The following is an 18,079-nucleotide window of genomic DNA, read 5'->3' as shown; positions in this document are numbered from 1 at the left end:
CATGGATGCATTCTTCTTGCAGCAGCTTATCAACGGCCTGACGCTGGGCGCGGTGTATGGCCTAATCGCCATCGGTTACACCATGGTCTACGGCATCATCGGCATGATCAACTTTGCCCACGGCGAGGTCTATATGATCTCGGCCTACCTCTGTGCCATCGGTCTCGGGCTGCTGTCGTGGTTTGGTCTGCACTCGTTCCCACTGCTGATCTTCGGCACCCTTATCTTCACCGTGGTGGTTACCGGCGTCTACGGCTGGACCATTGAGCGTATCGCCTACCGGCCGCTGCGCAACTCCACGCGCCTCGCGCCGCTGATCTCGGCGATTGGCATGTCGCTGATCCTGCAAAACTATGTCCAGATCGCTCAGGGACCCAATCAGCAGGGGATCCCAACCCTGCTGACCGGCGTGCTGCGCCTGGACGTCGGGGATGGCATCGTGCAGATCACCTGGACCAAAATATTCATTCTGCTGGCGGCGCTGGCGGGGATGCTGCTGCTTACCTGGATAATTCAGTTTACCCGGCTGGGGCGCATCTGCCGGGCCACGCAGCAGGATCGGCGGATGGCGTCGATCCTTGGTATCAATACCGATAGGGTTATCTCGCTGGTGTTTGTGATGGGAGCGGCGATGGCGGGGCTGGCCGGGGTGCTGGTCACCATGAACTACGGCACCTTTGATTTCTATATTGGCTTTATCATCGGCATTAAAGCCTTTACCGCCGCCGTGCTGGGCGGGATCGGCTCGCTGCCCGGCGCAATGCTGGGTGGTCTGCTGCTGGGGGTGGCCGAAGCGCAGTTCGCGGGGCTGGTCAACTCTGACTATAAGGACGTCTTCTCCTTTGCGCTGCTGGTTGCCATTCTGATTTTCCGCCCGCAGGGGCTGCTGGGCCGCCCGGTGGTGGCGAAGGTATGAGGAGCGCGAGCATGACGGATGCGGCGATAAAACCCCGGCTGGATATGATGCAGTGCCTGCGGGATACCCTCCTGGCCGGGCTGTGCGCGCTGGTAGTGTTCGGGCCGATTGTTGGTGTGGTGCTTAAAGGTTACAGCTTTAATCTGGCTCCGGGACGCGTCGCAATGCTGGTAGCGATCGTCATGGCCGGACGCTTTCTGCTGAGCCTGGCGCTGCAAACGACGCGCGGGCGACAATTTACCCGCCACTTTGAAAGCGCCAACGATGGGGTCTTTGTGCGCTCTCCGGATCATATCTCCCACCTACGTTGGATGGGTCCGCTGCTGCTGGTGCTGGCGATGCTGTTTCCCTTTGTTGCCAGTAAATACCTTCTGACCGTCGCGATCCTCGGGCTGATCTATGTTCTGCTCGGGCTGGGGCTCAACATCGTGGTGGGCCTGGCCGGGCTGCTGGACCTCGGCTACGTCGCGTTTTATGCCATCGGTGCCTATGGTTTGGCGCTGGGGTATCAGTATCTTGGCCTGGGGTTTTGGGTGATGCTGCCCCTGGGGGCGATTATTGCGGCGCTGGCCGGGGCGCTGCTGGGTTTTCCGGTGTTGCGGATGCACGGCGACTACCTGGCGATTGTCACCCTTGGCTTCGGGGAGATCATTCGCCTGGTGCTCAACAACTGGGTGAGCTTTACCGGCGGGCCAAACGGCATCTCCGCACCCGCGCCAACCTTTTTAGGCCTGGAGTTTAGCCGCCGAGCGCGAGACGGCGGCGTTCCCTTTCATGAATTTTTTGGCATTACCTATAACCCCAACCTCAAGTTTATCTTTATCTACGCGGTGCTGATTCTGGTTGTCGTAGTAGTGCTGTTTATTAAACATCGCCTGACCACCATGCCTGTCGGCCGCGCCTGGGAGGCGCTGCGGGAGGATGAGGTCGCCTGCCGCTCGTTGGGTCTAAACCACGTTCTGGTCAAGCTGTCGGCGTTTATGCTCGGCGCTTCCACCGCCGGGATCGCCGGTGTCTTCTTTGCCACCTACCAGGGCTTTGTTAACCCCACCTCGTTTACCTTTTTTGAGTCGGCGCTGATCCTCGCTATTGTGGTGCTGGGCGGGATGGGCTCCACGCTCGGCGTAGTGCTGGCGGCGTTTATCCTCACCGTCGCCCCGGAGCTGCTGCGGGATTTCGCCGAGTACCGGGTGCTGCTGTTTGGCGTGCTGATGGTGCTGATGATGATCTGGCGGCCGCGCGGTCTGGTGCGTACCAGCCGGGCCGGATTCGCCGTGCGTAAAGGCGTTGCGCCATGAGCGACGCCATCTTACGCGTGGACAACCTGATGATGCACTTCGGTGGGATCAAAGCCCTCAACAACGTCAGCCTGGAGGTTGAGCGCGGCTCGATCACCGCCCTCATTGGCCCCAACGGCGCGGGGAAAACCACGGTATTCAACTGCCTGACTGGGTTTTATCAGGCTTCCGGTGGATCGATCCTGCTGGAGACGCGATCGCGCACCACCGACATTGTGCAGGTGCTGGGCCAGACGCTGCGGGCAGGTGATTTTCTTCATCCGCGCCGGTTGCTGTCCCGGATAGGCTACAAGATGTTTGGCGGCACTCATCTGGTGAACCGCGCCGGACTGGCGCGCACCTTCCAGAATATCCGCCTGTTTCGCGAGATGTCGGTGGTAGAGAACCTGCTGGTGGCCCAGCACATGCAGGCTAACCGCAATCTTATCGCCGGGATCCTCAATACGCCTGGCTACCGCCGGGCCGAGAATCAGGCTCTGGATCGGGCCTTCTATTGGCTGGAAGTGGTCGAGATGGTGGAGTGCGCCAACCGGCTGGCCGGGACGCTCTCCTATGGACAGCAGCGTCGGCTGGAGATCGCTCGCGCCATGTGCACCGGGCCGGAGATGATCTGCCTGGATGAGCCTGCGGCGGGGCTGAACCCCGTCGAGACCCATGCCCTGAGCCAAATTGTGCGGACCCTGCGCCAACAGCATGGGGTCACGGTGCTGCTGATTGAGCACGACATGGGCATGGTGATGTCGATTGCCGACTGGGTGATCGTTCTCGACCACGGCAACGTTATCGCGCGCGGGACGCCAGAGGCGATCCAGACCAATGCCAGCGTCATTGCTGCCTATCTGGGGACTGACGAGGAGGCGATAGATCGATGAGCCAGCCGCTGCTTGAGTTTCACCGGGTCGATGTTTTCTACGGCCCAATTCAGGCGTTGAAGAGCGTCTCTTTGACGGTAAACGAAGGCGAAACCGTTTCGCTGATTGGTGCCAACGGCGCGGGCAAGTCGACGCTGCTGATGTCGGTCTTTGGTCAGCCGCGCATCGCCAGCGGGGAGATACGCTATCGTGGGGAGGATATCAGCCATAAATCCACCCACTTTATCGCCAGCAACGGCATCGCCCAGGCTCCGGAGGGACGGCGCATCTTTCCCGACATGACGGTAGAGGAGAACCTGTTGATGGGGACCATCCCGATTGGCGATCGCTACCAGAAAGAGGACAGGGCGCGGATGTACGACATCTTTCCGTTGCTGGAAGAGCGGCGTAGCCAGCGGGCAATGACCCTTTCCGGCGGCGAGCAGCAGATGCTGGCCATCGCTCGGGCGCTGATGAGCCGCCCAAGGCTGCTGCTGCTGGATGAGCCCAGCCTTGGCCTGGCTCCGCTGGTGGTGAAGCAGATTTTCCAGGTGCTGCGCGAGCTTACCCAAAAAGGAATGACGCTGTTTCTGGTGGAGCAGAACGCCAACCACGCCCTGAGGCTCTCTGACCGCGCCTATGTGATGGTCAACGGCGAGATCCGCCTCAGCGGCAGCGGCGCAGAGCTGCTGGCGGACCCCGACGTGAGAAAAGCCTACCTCGGCGGGGTTTAATCCTCGCATTCCTGCCTGTCGATTATATTGCTAATAGTTGGGCGTGAATCTCCCGTTAGATAAGGTGTATTAAGCGTTAACCGTATTAAATTAATGCGGCAACGTGCGTTTTAGGTACGGGGTATGCAATTTAAATTTCTAGTGCTCTACTATTTTAATGCTTTTAGATGTTTTCTTGCGGTAAACCTATTTTTAGACATCGTGATGTGGAAATTGTTTGTTTTTCATTTTATTGATTTTAATAGAAAAGGTATTGGGTGCTTTGTTTTTATGTTGTGCTTTTATACGTTTGGTGAAAACTTACGGTAATGCCTTTACTTGCAGGCCTCGTTGTTAGTAATAAAAAGCCTTGAATTAATAGTCCCATCTTATCTGAAAGATCTATTCCGTTTTCAGCTTATACAAAGCACACAAACTGGAGCTATATTATGACTCTCTCAGCCAGCCCTGCGCTTCAGCAGATAGAAGCCGCTCTTCAGGTCACTTCCGGCACGTTTGAAAAAAAAAATTACCGCTCTGTTTTTGACATCACCCGCCTCTCCCGCAAACAGTTTATTACCGACAATATCGACTGGCTGGGCTCCCGCGGCGGCAGAGCCTGGGACCTGGCGACGGGCCAGGCTCAGTATATCCGCCACCTGTTCCGCGAGAATCAGCTGACCGGCCGGGTGCGGGGTGCCCTGCGGCAGGGCAGCGCCGGGGTCGGCGGCATTCAGGGGCTGGTACAGGACGGGCCGGACTGGCAGAGCCAGTTTGCCGAAAGCTGGCAGGCCTACTGTCAGTCCGGCGCTCCGGAGGCCGTGAACTCCCCGGTCAGCTACCTCACCTGGCTCTATAACCAGGCGATGCGGTTTGAACAGGAGATGACCGGCGACGGCGATATCATCCCGCTGTCCGAGCGCCGTCCGGACCTGGGCAGCATGGTGGTGGATAATGATGCCATTAACCAGCACATCCCCGCCCTGCAGCTGGTGAATGAAATTCTGGAAAACAGCATTGCCGGCAGCCTGCCCTCAGGGCAGTCCGTGGACGAAACCCTGGCAGAGACCCGCTACCCGACCCTGCTGCCATACCACTTCCCCCACGACCAGGTGGAGCTCTCCCTGCTCAGTGCCGGCGTGCCGCTTGAGGCGATTATCAGCCAGACCAGCACCGACTGGCCGTGGTTCCTCAGTGACGCCCTGACCGGGGAGAGCAGTAACAGTGCCATGGAGCTGGCCAGCGCCCTGGCCCCGGAGCAGCAGACCCTGCTGACCGAGCCGGATAACAGCACCGCCTCCGACCTGACCGGCTTCTATAAAACCAACCTCGGGCTGAACACCGCTGGTTACACGCCGTTTACTGACCTGAGCACTTTCACCCGCCAGCTGAGCATCACCGTGCCGCAGGTGGAGAAGCTGATTGCGGGGACTGCCGGGGGCAGCAGCGTGGTGGTGTCAGATAATGTGGATAAAACCGAGTATATTGCCTCACCGGACCATTACGGTGCGACATTTATTAATGTTAATGATCAACCAGTGATAGTACTGGGTGCTCCTGAACTGGGTGAGTTACATTTATCGAATACCTCTTATGTTGAAGGAAAATTTGGTCAGGGGATTCAGACCCGCAGTACTGACGACAGCTATTTTTATTTCAATCCTGAAGGGGAGGTCGCCCAGACGATGAAAGGGGACAAATCCTTTACGCTGGGCTTCTGGTTATACAGGAATAACTATACCACAGAGCGAAATCTCATTTTCAGTAATGCCGGAGATGCCAATAGTACGGCATACTCTTCAGGGTTTTATTTATCAACAGATGAGAATAATAGTAATATTGCTTTTGTCATCAATGATGATAAAGATAAGCAAATCTATAACTCCTGGAAACACACTTTAAATTGTAACAGCTGGTACTATATTGCGCTCTGCTGGGATGCCGAAACCCGGAATGCTTATTTATATACGCTAAACGATGGCTCGACTGTATCTGATGCTACTATTACGTTGAATGCTTCCAGTCTTGGCGATATCACTACCGCTCAAGGTTTTACCTGGGCCTTTAATACTCGTGGGGATTTAACACGCAATAGTAAAGCGACTGATGATACTCCGGATTTTATCTATGACGACATCGTTGTATTTGACGGTGCTCTGACTACTGAGGAGATAAATACGCTCGCCACCTCCGGCAAGCCCCTTGCGAAGACCGATATCTCCGGCTTCTCAGCGGACTGTATCTGGAGCAACAGTCTGGACCAGGGGCTGAACAACCTCTCCGACGCCCGTATGGACCGCATCAACCGCATGGTGCGCCTGCAGCGCTGGCTGGGCTTATCTTATGAGGAGACCGACCTGCTGCTCAGCGCCTGTATCCGCGCCCAGGGTGCAGACAACCCCGGCTACTCACTGAACGCCGATACCCTGCGGATGCTCGGCGCATTCCGCCACTGGCAGCAGAAATATCACGTTAGCGCCTTCCAGTTTGCTGCCGTCCTGAGCCAGATTACGCCCTACGCCATCTCGCCGGCGGTGCCGTTCCTCGACCAGGTATTTAACTCGCCGTCGCTGTTTGATGAGCCGTTTGCCATTACCGGTGCCACCGTCAGCTACACCGACACCACCGGCGACAGTGCCCGTACCGTGCGCCAGATATGTGCCGGGCTGGACATCACCCAGGCCCAGTTCCGCGTGCTGGCTGATAAAGTTGCTGCCCAGCTGGGTGATGCCAGCGCCCGCACCTTCCCGCTGACGCTGGCTACCGTCTCGGCCCTCTACCGGCTGGTGATGCTCCCCCGCTGGCTGGGGCTGTCGTTTGCCGACGGCGTGGCGCTCTGCAGCCTGCTGGGGCAGGATGACAGCGTCTGGACCACCCTGGCGGGCGAACCACTGTTGTCTGCTACTGACTCCGGAGAGGGCGATATTCTGGACATCCTGATGGCGCTGGAGGCCGCCGCGCAATGGGCCAAAGAGCACAGCCTGTCGTGGGTGAAAAACTGGCTGGCGCTGCAGCCGGAGTCGAATGACCTGGTCGCCACCGCTGCCACGGTGAACTTTGTTAACGGGATTAAGCAGCAGCTTCCTGCCGCACTGCTCACCGAACAGAGCTTTACCGGAGTTACGCTGTCTGAACCGAACAATATGCTGTCAGTACCAGGTGGATACACCGCAGTTGACAGTCCCCTGGGCAACTGGCACGGCATCCTGTTCAACTCCACTCAGGGGCAGTATGCCGCCTTCCCTGAAGCCGCCAATACGCTGGCAAACGGCAGTAACAGCTACACCCTGGGTATGTGGGTGAAAGTGAAAAGCGGTGCTTCGGTCGGTTTTCCTGTACTGGCAAACGCCGCTGCCTATAACCAGAAAACCAGCTCCGGTATTTTTATTGGGCTCGGGAGCAGCTACCACCTTGAAATCAGCACCGTCTCTGATGACGGTACGACCCCGGTCGTCACCGATACCGCCAGCACCACCTGGCAGGCTGATAAATGGTTCTGGCTGGGCGTGGCCAATGATTCAGCCAGTCAGACGCTCACCGTATATGCGTATTCTGCAGACGGGACAATCACCTCTTCCGCAGCACTGAAGTATGCTGGTTCTATTCTGATGCCGGAAAGCAATGTCTGGGCGCTCAGTCAGAATGGGTTGCTGAATAATACCAGCACCCATGCCACGATGAGTTACGACGATATCACCCTGTGGGACAGCGTGCTGACTACAGATAATATCGCGACCATCGTATCCTCCGGTAAACCGGCCACGCAGACCGTGGTTGCGACACTGGAACTGCGGACCGGCATGCTATGCGACCTGATTGACAGCAACGGCCTGGTGCTGCCTGCCGCCACCGACTACGCCACCATCACCGACATGGTCAGCGCCGATATTGACGCCGCCGGTATCGTTTTTGACTCCGATGCCGACCGGCAGCAGGCGGTCGATACCCTCTCCGGTATCATCAGCCAGGCCCGGCTGACCCAGAACGACATTGCCGACAGCGCCCTGGCGCAGATGTTCAGCACCGCACAGTCGCTGCCGGCCTTCCTGCTGCAGTGGGCAAACGACAGCGAGTATCGCCTGTTATCCGATTCGTTGACCATGAACAGCGGCGAAAACCTCACCGACCCGGCGCAGGTAACGGTCGCCTACCTGGCGGACCTGTACGCCCTTGGTCAGCGGGCCGGTATCACCGCCGCCTTCAGCCTCACCCCGGCCACCCTTCACGCCTTCCTGGCCCACCCTGACTGGTTTGGCCTCAGCGACACCACCCTGTCGCTGACCCTGCTCTACCGGTTCAGCCGCTATCTTGACTGTCTGACGCTGGCGGGGCGTGAAGATGCGGTGCTGGGCTATCTGGCGTGGGTGAATGCCGCCGCCGCGCCTGACCAGACCGATGCCGCTAAAGCCCTTGCCGCCCTGCTGGACTGGGACAGCGATGAGGTCAGCGCCGCCGTCGCCGGGTTGCCCGGTGGCATGGCGAAAACCGTGGCCGACGTGGATTACGTGATGCGCCTGAAGTCGCTGTCGGCAGAGAGCGGCCTGTCGGTCACGCCACTGCTGGCCGTCGGGGCGCTGGTACCCGGCAGCATCACTGACACCTGGAGTGCCTGGCAGTCGGCCGGTGAGTCGCTGGTGGCCGCCCAGTCCGGACAGCAATAGATCAAACCTTTCACCTGCGGCGCAACGCCCTGCGGGGGGCAGTAAAAGAACCGTGTCGGCCGCCTGCTGGCGGCCCGTTTCAGGAGGTTTTATGCAGCAGCAAAATACTTTTTCTTCAGCGGTCTCGGTCACGCCGCCCTCGCTACCGAAAGGCGGCGGTGCGCTAACGGGAATGGGGGAGTCCCTGGGACAGGCAGGTCCCACCGGGCTGGCCGGCATGTCCTTGCCGCTGCCCATCACCGCCGGACGAGGATTTGCGCCAGAGCTATCGCTTACCTACGGCAGCGGCAGCGGAAATAGCGTGTTTGGCGTAGGCTGGTTCTGCGAAACGATGCGTATCACGCGGCGAACCAGCCATGGCCTACCGCAGTATGACAAAGATGATGAGTTCCAGGGGCCGGATGGTGAGGTTCTGGTAAAAGTGGACGGTACCGCCAGCGACCCCAACCCAGCCACCTGTTCCGCCTATGGCGACGTGACGCTTACGCAAACCTACTCCGTGACCCGCTACCAGCCCCGCATTGAGGGAAGCTTCAACCGTCTGGAGTACTGGTTAGGGGATGACAAAGGCGATGACTTTTGGCTGCTGCATGGCAGCGACGGCACGCTGCATCTGTTTGGTAAAACCGCCCTGGCGCGTATCAGCGACCCGCAGGCCGCCTCGCACACGGCACAGTGGCTGCTGGAAGAGTCGCTTAATCCGCGGGGAGAGCACATTTACTACACTTATCTCGAGGAAAATAGCAGTGGCGTGAGCGATCACGGCCGCGATGAGAGCGCCATGCGCTACCTGAGCCAGGTGCAGTATGGTAATAAAGCCCCCGCAGCAGATCTCTATCTCTGGCGTAGCGATACCCCCACCGCCGACTGGCTGTTTACGCTGGTATTTGACTACGGTGAACGCGGCGTGGATCCCCAGACGCCACCCCTCTTTTCCACGGAGGCGGCGTGGCCTGCCCGGCAGGATCCTTTCTCCCGTTACGACTACGGGTTTGAGATCCGCGTCTATCGCCTGTGCCGTCAGATCCTGATGTTTCACCACTTTTCCGACGAGCTGGGGGAGGCAAATACGCTGGTCTCGCGCCTGCTGCTGGAGTATGACGAGAGCCCAGTACTGACTCAGCTCACCGCTGCCCAGTCACTGGCGTATGAGTCCGATGGCTACGTGCAGTCGCTCCCACCGCTGGAGTTGCAGTACAGCCAGCCCGCCGCTAACGGCGGTGCCAGCTGGCAGCAGATGCCCGCCATGCCGGGCCTGGATAGCTGGCCTTACGCGCTGGTGGATCTCTATGGCGAGGGGCTGCCTGGCGTGCTCTGCCGCACCGGCAACGCATGGCGCTACCGTGCGCCGCAGCGGGGAGAGGAGGGCGGCGACAGCGTCGACTATGCTGACTGGCAGCTGTTACCCACCATGCCGGCGATGCAGCGCGATACCGCACGGCTGATGGATATCAACGGTGATGGCCAGCTGGATTGGGTCGTGGCCCAGCCGGGCATGGCGGGCTTCTTTACCCAGAGACCGGATAAGAGCTGGAGCGGCTTTACTCCCTTCAGCGCCCTGCCCACGGAGTTCTTCCATCCGCAGGCGCAGTTTGCTGAGCTGGTAGGCAGCGGCCTGGCCGATCTGGTGCTGATCGGGCCGTCGTCGGTGCGCCTCTATGCCAACCAGGGCGAGAGCTTTAGCGTAGGCCTCGACGTCGAACAGGAAGAGAGCATTCAGCTGCCGATCCCCTGGCGCAACGCGCGTGAGCTGGTGGTGTTTGCCGATATGCTCGGCTCTGGCCAGTCCCATCTGTGCCGCATCCGCTACAATGAGCTGACCTGCTGGCCCAACCTGGGCCGTGGTCATTTTGGTCAGCCGATAAGCCTGCCGCTGCCAGCGATTGAGGGTCTTGATGAGAGCACGTTTAACCCGGAGAACGTGCTGCTTGCGGATACCGACGGCTCAGGGGCACATGACATCATCTATATGCAGCATGACCGGGTGCAGGTGTGGCTTAACCAGGGCGGAAATAGCTTTATCCTCGGCGAGCCGATCCTGCTGCCTGAGGGCGTGTTTTTCGATCGCCTGTGCCAGGTGACCGCAGCCGACGTGCAGGGAACCGGCATGGCAGAGCTGGTGCTCTCTGTGCCTTACATGACCCCGACCCACTGGCGCTTCCCGTTTAACAGCGCCAAGCCTTACCTGCTCAACGGCATCAATAACAACCTGGGTGCCGCTCATACCCTCTGCTATCGTAGCTCTGCCCAGTCATGGCTGGATGAAAAACAGGCCAACCCGCAGGCGGTGCCCGCGCTGCCTTTCGCTATGCAGCTGCTGGTGAAGACCCTGACGCTGGACGAGATCACCGGTAACCAGCTTAGTCAGGTGTGCCGCTACTACCAGGGGGTCTATGACGGGCGCGAACGGGAGTTTCGCGGGTTTGGCTATGTTGAGACTGAAGATACCAGTGACGATGCGCTGCCGGTAGGAGATGACACCCCCCTTGCCGCCACGCAGCTGATTAAAACCTGGTACCACTGCGGAAGAGAGGAGGATGAGACCCGCCTCTACGGTAATCCCTGGCAGGGAGACAGCGAGGCGATAATCCTCAATCCCACTCTGTTCACAACCTACCAGGATGGCCAGGACAAGGTGCTGGATGCGCCGGATGAGACGACCCGCTGGTGGCTCTACCGGGCACTGAAAGGCGCAACGCTGCGGAGTGAAACCTGGGCGCAGGGAGAGAGTGAAGCGCCGTACCTCTGCTCCCACCAGCGTATGCAGGTCCGGCTGGTTCAGGCGGGCGATATGCCTGTTGCCCTTGCTCTGGCGCTGGAGCAGGTCGCCAGCGGCTATGAACAGAAGGCAGACGATCCTGTGGTTGTCCAGAAGGTAACCCTGGTGTATGACGGCTATGGCGTGCCGCTGCAGCAGGTTAGCGTGGCCTACCCTCGCCGGGCATCTCATCCGCTATCGCCGTACCCGGCCAACCTGCCTGCCGATGCCTGGGACAATACCTATGACGAACAGCAGCAGATGCTGCGTCTGACGGAGGAACTTGGGTCGGTTATTCATCTTACGGATCCGCAAGGCTGGCGGTTGGGGCTGCCGGATACGCGCTGTAGCAATCAGCTGGTATACAGCAGCGTGCCCGCAGGGGGTATCAGCTATGAAACGCTGAGCGATCCGAACGGATTACTGGCCGATACGCAAACGCGCTATCTTGCCGCTCAGAGTGAGGTTATCTACCTGACTACGCCGCCGGATCTGCGAGCGCTGGTGGATCATCAGCGAACCGCCGTGCTGGACAGTACTGCGCTGCAGGCCTATGACGGCGTTGATATTCCATCAGAGTATGCCTGGGATAAGCTCGGCTACGTCTCGATGTCCGACGATGCCGATAGCCCGCTCTGGGGAACGGAGCACGATTTTGCCTATTACGCTGATGACCAGGGCGAATATCTGCCTTTTTATGCCGTGCGCAGCACCCAGGCAACGAAACTCATCTCTGCTATTACCTTACAGTATGATAGCTACACGCTCTGCATCACCGGGCAGAGCGACAGTCGCAACAGTACGACCACCGTCTGGGACTACCGGTTCCTGACCCCGTGGCGGACGATGGATATCAACGCCAATACGCAGGAAGTACAGCTGAATGCGCTGGGGCAGGCTATAGGCGGTAGCGTCTACGGGACTGAAAATGGTGGACAAAAAGTCGGGTTTGGTCTGGTTTCTGACTATCCGGTTGATGCCTCTATGAGCGTTCAGGATGCCATCGACGACGCCACTGCGGAAGGCTATGTACAGCAGCTGGCCTCGGTCAGCGTCAGCGATATGTTCAGCTGGATGGGGAGCGTGACGGAGAGCGAGGCAAACGCGGCAGCGGATGGCGGCTGGATCTCTCTTCTGGAAAATCGCTTTATCGCCTCTGACGGGCATATCCGCTGCGCGGGGCATCAATGGGCCGCAAAAAATCCTGACGCTCCGCTGGCGAAGCTGCTGGCAGAGAGTGACCGGGTACCCGTACACAGTGCGATACTGACTGCGGATAACTATCCTGATACTGTCGATCCTGACGACGCTACCCAGCTGCTCCAGCAGACGGCTATCGTCGTGAGCTATAGCGACGGCTTTGGCCGTGCTCTGCAGCAGTGCGCTCTGGTGCCGGATGGCCAGGCCTGGCATCGGCAAGATGATGGCGAAGTCGATACGACCGAGGTTGATGCCGCGCCGCGTTGGGCAATCTCTGGCCGAGCCGAGTATGATAATAAGGGCCAGGTAGTACGTAGCTATCAACCCTGGTTCCTTGATAGCTGGCTCTATGTCACCGATGATTCAATGCGAACCCAGGGGTATAGCGACACCCTCTACTACGACGCGCTGGGCCGTAATATCCGCACGGTCACTGCGAAAGGCTATCTGCGGCGTAATACATGGTATTCGTGGTTTACGGTCGCAGAGGATGAGAACGATACGGAGGGGTTAGCGTAAACCGTCAATGTCTGGAAAGCAAAAGCCCGCTAAAAAGCGGGCTTTTTCATGTGGCCCCCTGGCCGTCGTCAGGTGGCCAGGGGGGGGCGCCTACAGCGTCTGCTCTACGGCCTGTTCAAAGGTGCTGCCGCCGTACACTGCGGTATAGTGCACCTGGACAATGACGTCGCTCAGATTCTGCAGGATGGCCTGCTGCTCATCGCTCTGGTAGCGCGGGAAGCTAAACTGCCAGTTGGAGACGGCACCGGTGCCTTCAAACGGCAGGTAGCGCTCATCGCCGAAGTTGAGCTGGAACAGCCCGCTGTCATTGAGCCCGGCCGATACCGCAATCTGCTGACTGGCACGCAGGTTGGTGACCACGTTAGCGGCGCTGCCCTTGGTGCTGTCATTGAGATAGTTCACGCCGTTGATATCCGCTTTCAGCAGGGTGCGGCTGCCGGTCTGGGTGAGGGTGGCGCGCACGTCCTGATACGGGCCGACCAGCGTGGGCAGGGATACCGTGACGCATTTGATCTGCCGCAGATAGTGACCCGGATAGTCGTTATCAAACAGGGACTCGGCGAGGCTGAAGCTGACCGTGCCATCGGTAAGGAGCGGCGCGAAACCGTCGTCACCGAGCAGTTGCTTCAGGGAGAGGGTTTTGGTCAACTCCAGGCGACGCTGGTTGCGCGACAGCCAGGCGGACTCCATCTGCTGCAGGTTCAGGGTCAGCGTTTCGCCCACCAGCAGGCCGTGGTAGCTGTCGTTCCAGGCGCTGGTCTGGATAAAGGTGCTGGTGATATCCCCCATTTCATACTGCCAGCAGGCCTGGGTGCTCAGGCACAGAGAGAGCACCGCATCATAGGCCTGGTAATAGAGGGCGGAAAGCTGCCCGGTTAACCAGTTATACAGTGACGACTGGGTGAAGCGGGTGGTCAGGAAGCTCAGGGTAGACTTCAGGTTATCCTGCTGGGCCTGGGCCAGCTGGAGCGCCGTCACCGCACCCTGGCGACGTACCGCCAGCGCATCCAGCTGGGCGTTGATGGTATCCACTTCGCACTGCGCCTGCTGATACTGGATTTGCCACTCCTCGCTGCGGCGGCGGTAGTTCTCCGACATCTCCGTCTGCTGGGCGGCGAGGTTGATAATATCCCCGGTCATCTGCAGCACAATACCTGCGGCAAGGGTTGGCGCGCCAACGTCCGCCCCACCGACTGAGAAACCAAAGATATTTGGAATGGTCTTCAATGCCATACCGGCGGTGAGCAGCGGCGAGGCGGCGGTTATCGAGGCGCTGGCGCTGTCGCGCAGGGCCATGGCGCTGGCTTCCCCGGCGGAAACGCCATTGCTGTAGAGCGCAAAATAGTGGTCGTACCGCTGCTGCGCCGTGGTCCGGCTGGCTTCCAGCGCCGTTTTGTCCTGGTCCAGGGCATCAATGGCGTTTTGCTGCAGGTCCAGGGTGTAGGCGGAGAGGTTCAGCGCCAACTGGGTGTCCAGCTCCTGCAGGCCGGTGGCATCCTGACGCTCATAGTAGCTGAGCAGGGTCTGACCGAACTGGCTCAGGGTTGAGACGGCCGCGCGGGTGCTTTGCAGCATAGTGGTAAAACGGTACGGTGGAATGGCGACCGCCAGGCCGGATGAGGCGGCGATCAGCGATCCGCCCTGTACGCTTTGTTCCATCAGGATCGTCGGGTTTACCGGCGGGGCATACAGCGGCACGGTCATCGGCAGGCCGTCGATGGTCAGCTGATGACGCAGGTTATACAGACGAGAATCCAGCGTGTTCCAGTAGCCCAGCAGCTGTGCGTTGACCGGCGCCATAAAGCTGTCGCCGGTGGCAACATCTGCAGCAACGCTGTACTGCCCGACGAAAGCAGGCAGCGCCGTTACTTGCTGTTCGTAGCCAGCCAGGGCTGCGCTATTGGCGTTGTTGTCGGCGAGTTCAGTCAGTGTCTCTGGCTCCCAGTTATTAACAATGACCGTATCCGGACGGAGGCCGAGCAGAACCTTCACCTGACCATACTGCAGGCGGGCCAGGCTCAGGCCATCATTAGTCAGCAGGCGATAGCTGGCATCCGCAGCGGCCATCAGGCTACTGACGTAGGCCATAAACACCGATTTCTGGTAGTGTACCGGGCTGGCAGAGGCCAGCGCATCCGGGTCGGTGGTCAGCCAGACCGCGGTGGCCTGGGCGGCGGACGATGCGGTTTCTACCAGCGGGCGCACGCTCCAGTAATCCGGTTCCGGATACTGTTTACGGATATCGCTGCTGTTGTCACGGCCGCGGGCCGACGGATCGAAGATATAGCTGTACCAGCTCAGCGAATCCCCGTACTGTTGCTCCTGATTGAGTCGCCAGGCCACCAGGTACGGCATATAGAAGAACAGCTCCCAGAAGTAGATGCCGTTGGCGCCGCTGAAGTCCATGGGTACGGCCGTCGAGTTAGTCATACCGGGTTCCAGGGTGAGTTGGGTATCCCAGTTAAGTAATGCCTTGATGCTGGCGCTGGCTTTATTGATTAACTCTTTGGCAAAGAGGGTGTTGAGGCGAATCGGATTAATCGCCTTCCCGCTATCAAAATTACCCTTAAAATCCAGAAATAGGACCATCCCTAAATTAGGATCGGTTCTGGATGAAACATGAGGCGTAACTACAATATCCTCTGGCTTGCTTAAGGTAATCTCATATTCTTGATGGACGGTCTTCCCCAAATTATTGGTATACCCAAAAGCAATATAGCGCACAATTTTTGTATTATTTAGCTCTGCATCTGTAAAGTCTGAAATATTATAAGTCCAGCTGTCTTGTGAAGCTGGAAAATCATTTTGCGATATATTTAATAGTAATAAGCTACTGCTAGCACCCCATGCATCAGTTGAGGTGTTGCTGAACGTTTGAAAACGCCAGGGAGTTGTCATTAAACCAGTGAATGGTGCGGAGTAATAGCTGGGGGTAATACTCTGGTTGTCACCGACTCCATAAGTGATTTGCCACTCTTTATTTTCAATGTCTACGTTGAAATTAATTTTTTCGTTAGAAAGATCATAAGTGCCGTGATCCGCATAGTAAATTTTAGATAGGGGGACTGTATGCCAACCTACAGACCTGTCATCAGGATTGTATAAGGCAAGGATATCTATTTTTTCAGTTAACGTAGTGTAAAGGATCATATCATAAAATTCCCCTTTCGCAGGGGCAACTTTAAAATTAACGCTTCCACAGATGGTTGAACTACCGTTAGCCGTTAATAGATCAAGAGTGGTAGAATAAATATCGGCAGTGGCTGTATTCACAGACTGGGGGATTTTCCCTTCAAGGGTAAATGTATTTTTACTATTGTAACTCACGTTGAAATTATCTTTCGTCAGCGCAGGCAGGGTTATGTATCCGGCGAAATCACTAATACTCTCCTCAGTTTCCAGGATAACATTTTCTACAGAAAATAAGCTAGTAAATTTCGCCTGTACATATTGTTGTGCATCGCTATCACCGCTGACAGGAGAGTAGTATTGTAAATAGGTCGCAAGCAACGTTGGAATATCATTTCCTTCACTATCTTTTTCCGTGCTTTTAGATTCAATTTTTTCAATATTGAACCAATAATCAATACTGATTGAAAAGTCATTGTAGCCCGCGATAAGACTCCCGTTGATACCATCATACAGGGAGACTGTCAAAATATTATCTGTCTGATTGTACAAACTGGCCGTGCAGAGAGTTGAGGTGTTAAACAGAGAATCACAGTAAGCATCATGATTGCCAGAACTATTATTATCTACCGATTGTAATTTATAAGGCGAAGACCAGTTATTACTAAAGTCGCTATAGGAGGAGTAGGCGGTAATCGCGTCGTAAGTCTCACCTTCGGCACTATTACCTACATTCCCGGCTTTTGCCCGTTCAAACCAGAAAAGATAGAGTCGATTGTTAAAATAGGTTAACCTGGGTATACCTTGTAATGCCTCCTCATCAATCGCGGTATTCATCGGATACCACTCCGACCAGGCGCTGGTCGATACTACGTTATCCACGTTTTGGCTCATATCAAACGAACGCCAGTAGTACTGCACCGGTGAAGTAGTGGACTTGCCAAGGAGATAATAGATACCGTTCGTCTGATCGGCACTGTCCAGATAGCCACTCACAATCGTCAGGTTTGCTACCTGCTCAAACTTATTCAGGTAGTTCATCACCGCCTGCTGCGCCGTATCGCTGTTGATGGTGTTCTGGTTCAGATCGGTGATCAGCTCCTTAAAGTAGGCGGTCTGGCTCTGGCGCAGGGTCGGATCAATATAGTTCTCCGGATAGGTATCCAGCTCGACTTCACCGGCCCAGACGTCGTACTGACTCAGTCCCCCCTTCCAGTTGCTGATGCTGGTCTGGTCCAGGTTCTGGGTATGGTAGCCTGGCTCCATGTTCATGGTGATGCCGTTGATATACTGCTGGATGCTGGACATCGCCTGCGCCACCCGGGCGGTGGGGACGGCGTTGCTGACCAGTGGGTCAATCAGCAGGTACTCGTAGACGTCTTCCGGGGTCTGTACCAGGTTGGTCAGGTCGCTATTACCACTGGCCGGAACATACTGTCCCAGATAGTAGGAGAGCAGCGCGTCGCGCTGGCGTTCGTTCAGGGAAGCTGCAATATCAATACTCATAGTGTCTCACCTTATTGTGAAATAAATTGTCGCGGCACGGCGTGCTGTGCCGCATAACACGGGGTAGAGCTACTGTTACTTTCCGGACAGGGTGGCCACCAGCGACTCACCGGCTCTGCCGCCGCGGGAGCCCAGCCAGTCGATATTGTCGGTAATAAACTGTTTGCGGGAGAGGCGGGTGATGTCAAAAACAGAGCGGTAATTTTTTTTTCAAACGTGCCGGAGGTGACCTGAAGAGCGGCTTCTATCTGCTGAAGCGCAGGGCTGGCTGTCTGATTTGTCATGACTGCTCCTGTTAATTAACAGACTGGGTTGATTTAAATGGTTCACAGACCGCAGTTGCGGGTGCGTGAAACAGACGGCGTCATGCCAAGATGGATATTGGCAATATCGTCGCCCTAATGCTGATTTTCATGCGTTTATGTGAAGTGATTTTTGGGAAAGTATAAAAAAAGAAATGAGGTAAGCGTTGTGCAAAAAAATGAGCAGTAATGCGTGCAAAGAGCACAGGTCGAGTACTCCTCTGGG

Annotated in this window: 7 protein-coding genes; 6 read left to right on the top strand and 1 reads right to left on the bottom strand. The window is 57.2% G+C overall.

Annotated elements, in window-relative coordinates; genetic code table 11:
• Nucleotide 1: 1 nt before the first annotated feature.
• From NR795_RS09355 to NR795_RS20670, 6 genes are all read left to right on the top strand, one after another.
• Nucleotides 2-916: a branched-chain amino acid ABC transporter permease LivH gene (locus NR795_RS09355; RefSeq protein WP_222888242.1), complete on the top strand. Its 915-nt coding sequence runs from the start codon at nucleotides 2-4 to the stop codon at nucleotides 914-916.
• Between the two features lie 11 nt (nucleotides 917-927).
• A complete protein-coding gene (gene livM, locus NR795_RS09350) occupies nucleotides 928-2,214 on the top strand; it encodes a high-affinity branched-chain amino acid ABC transporter permease LivM (protein ID WP_257758016.1) in 1,287 nt (428 codons plus the stop codon).
• A complete protein-coding gene (locus NR795_RS09345; protein WP_144817290.1) occupies nucleotides 2,211-3,086 on the top strand; it encodes an ABC transporter ATP-binding protein in 876 nt (291 codons plus the stop codon). The genes livM and NR795_RS09345 overlap by 4 nt, the downstream gene beginning before the upstream one ends.
• A complete protein-coding gene (locus NR795_RS09340) occupies nucleotides 3,083-3,799 on the top strand; it encodes an ABC transporter ATP-binding protein (protein WP_257758015.1) in 717 nt (238 codons plus the stop codon). Before NR795_RS09345 ends, NR795_RS09340 begins: the two co-directional genes overlap by 4 nt.
• Before the next feature lie 428 nt (nucleotides 3,800-4,227).
• On the top strand, nucleotides 4,228-8,439 hold the full coding sequence (locus NR795_RS09330) for a Tc toxin subunit A (RefSeq protein WP_374544079.1): 4,212 nt from the start codon (nucleotides 4,228-4,230) through the stop codon (nucleotides 8,437-8,439).
• Nucleotides 8,440-8,530: 91 nt separating this feature from the next.
• Nucleotides 8,531-12,916, top strand: coding sequence for a SpvB/TcaC N-terminal domain-containing protein (locus NR795_RS20670; RefSeq protein ID WP_308219174.1), 4,386 nt, complete (start codon nucleotides 8,531-8,533; stop codon nucleotides 12,914-12,916).
• Nucleotides 12,917-13,006: 90 nt separating this feature from the next.
• Here NR795_RS20670 and NR795_RS09315 read toward each other — a convergent pair whose 3' ends face one another.
• On the bottom strand, nucleotides 13,007-17,551 hold the full coding sequence (locus NR795_RS09315; protein ID WP_257758014.1) for a neuraminidase-like domain-containing protein: 4,545 nt from the start codon (nucleotides 17,549-17,551) through the stop codon (nucleotides 13,007-13,009).
• Nucleotides 17,552-18,079 lie beyond the last annotated feature (528 nt).

The organism is Pseudescherichia sp. L3 (assembly GCF_024656065.1).
In the GTDB taxonomy this organism is placed as follows: Bacteria; Pseudomonadota; Gammaproteobacteria; order Enterobacterales; family Enterobacteriaceae; genus Pseudescherichia.
The sequence above is the reverse complement of the archived record's forward strand: the minus strand, read 5'-3'. Positions and strand labels throughout refer to the sequence as shown.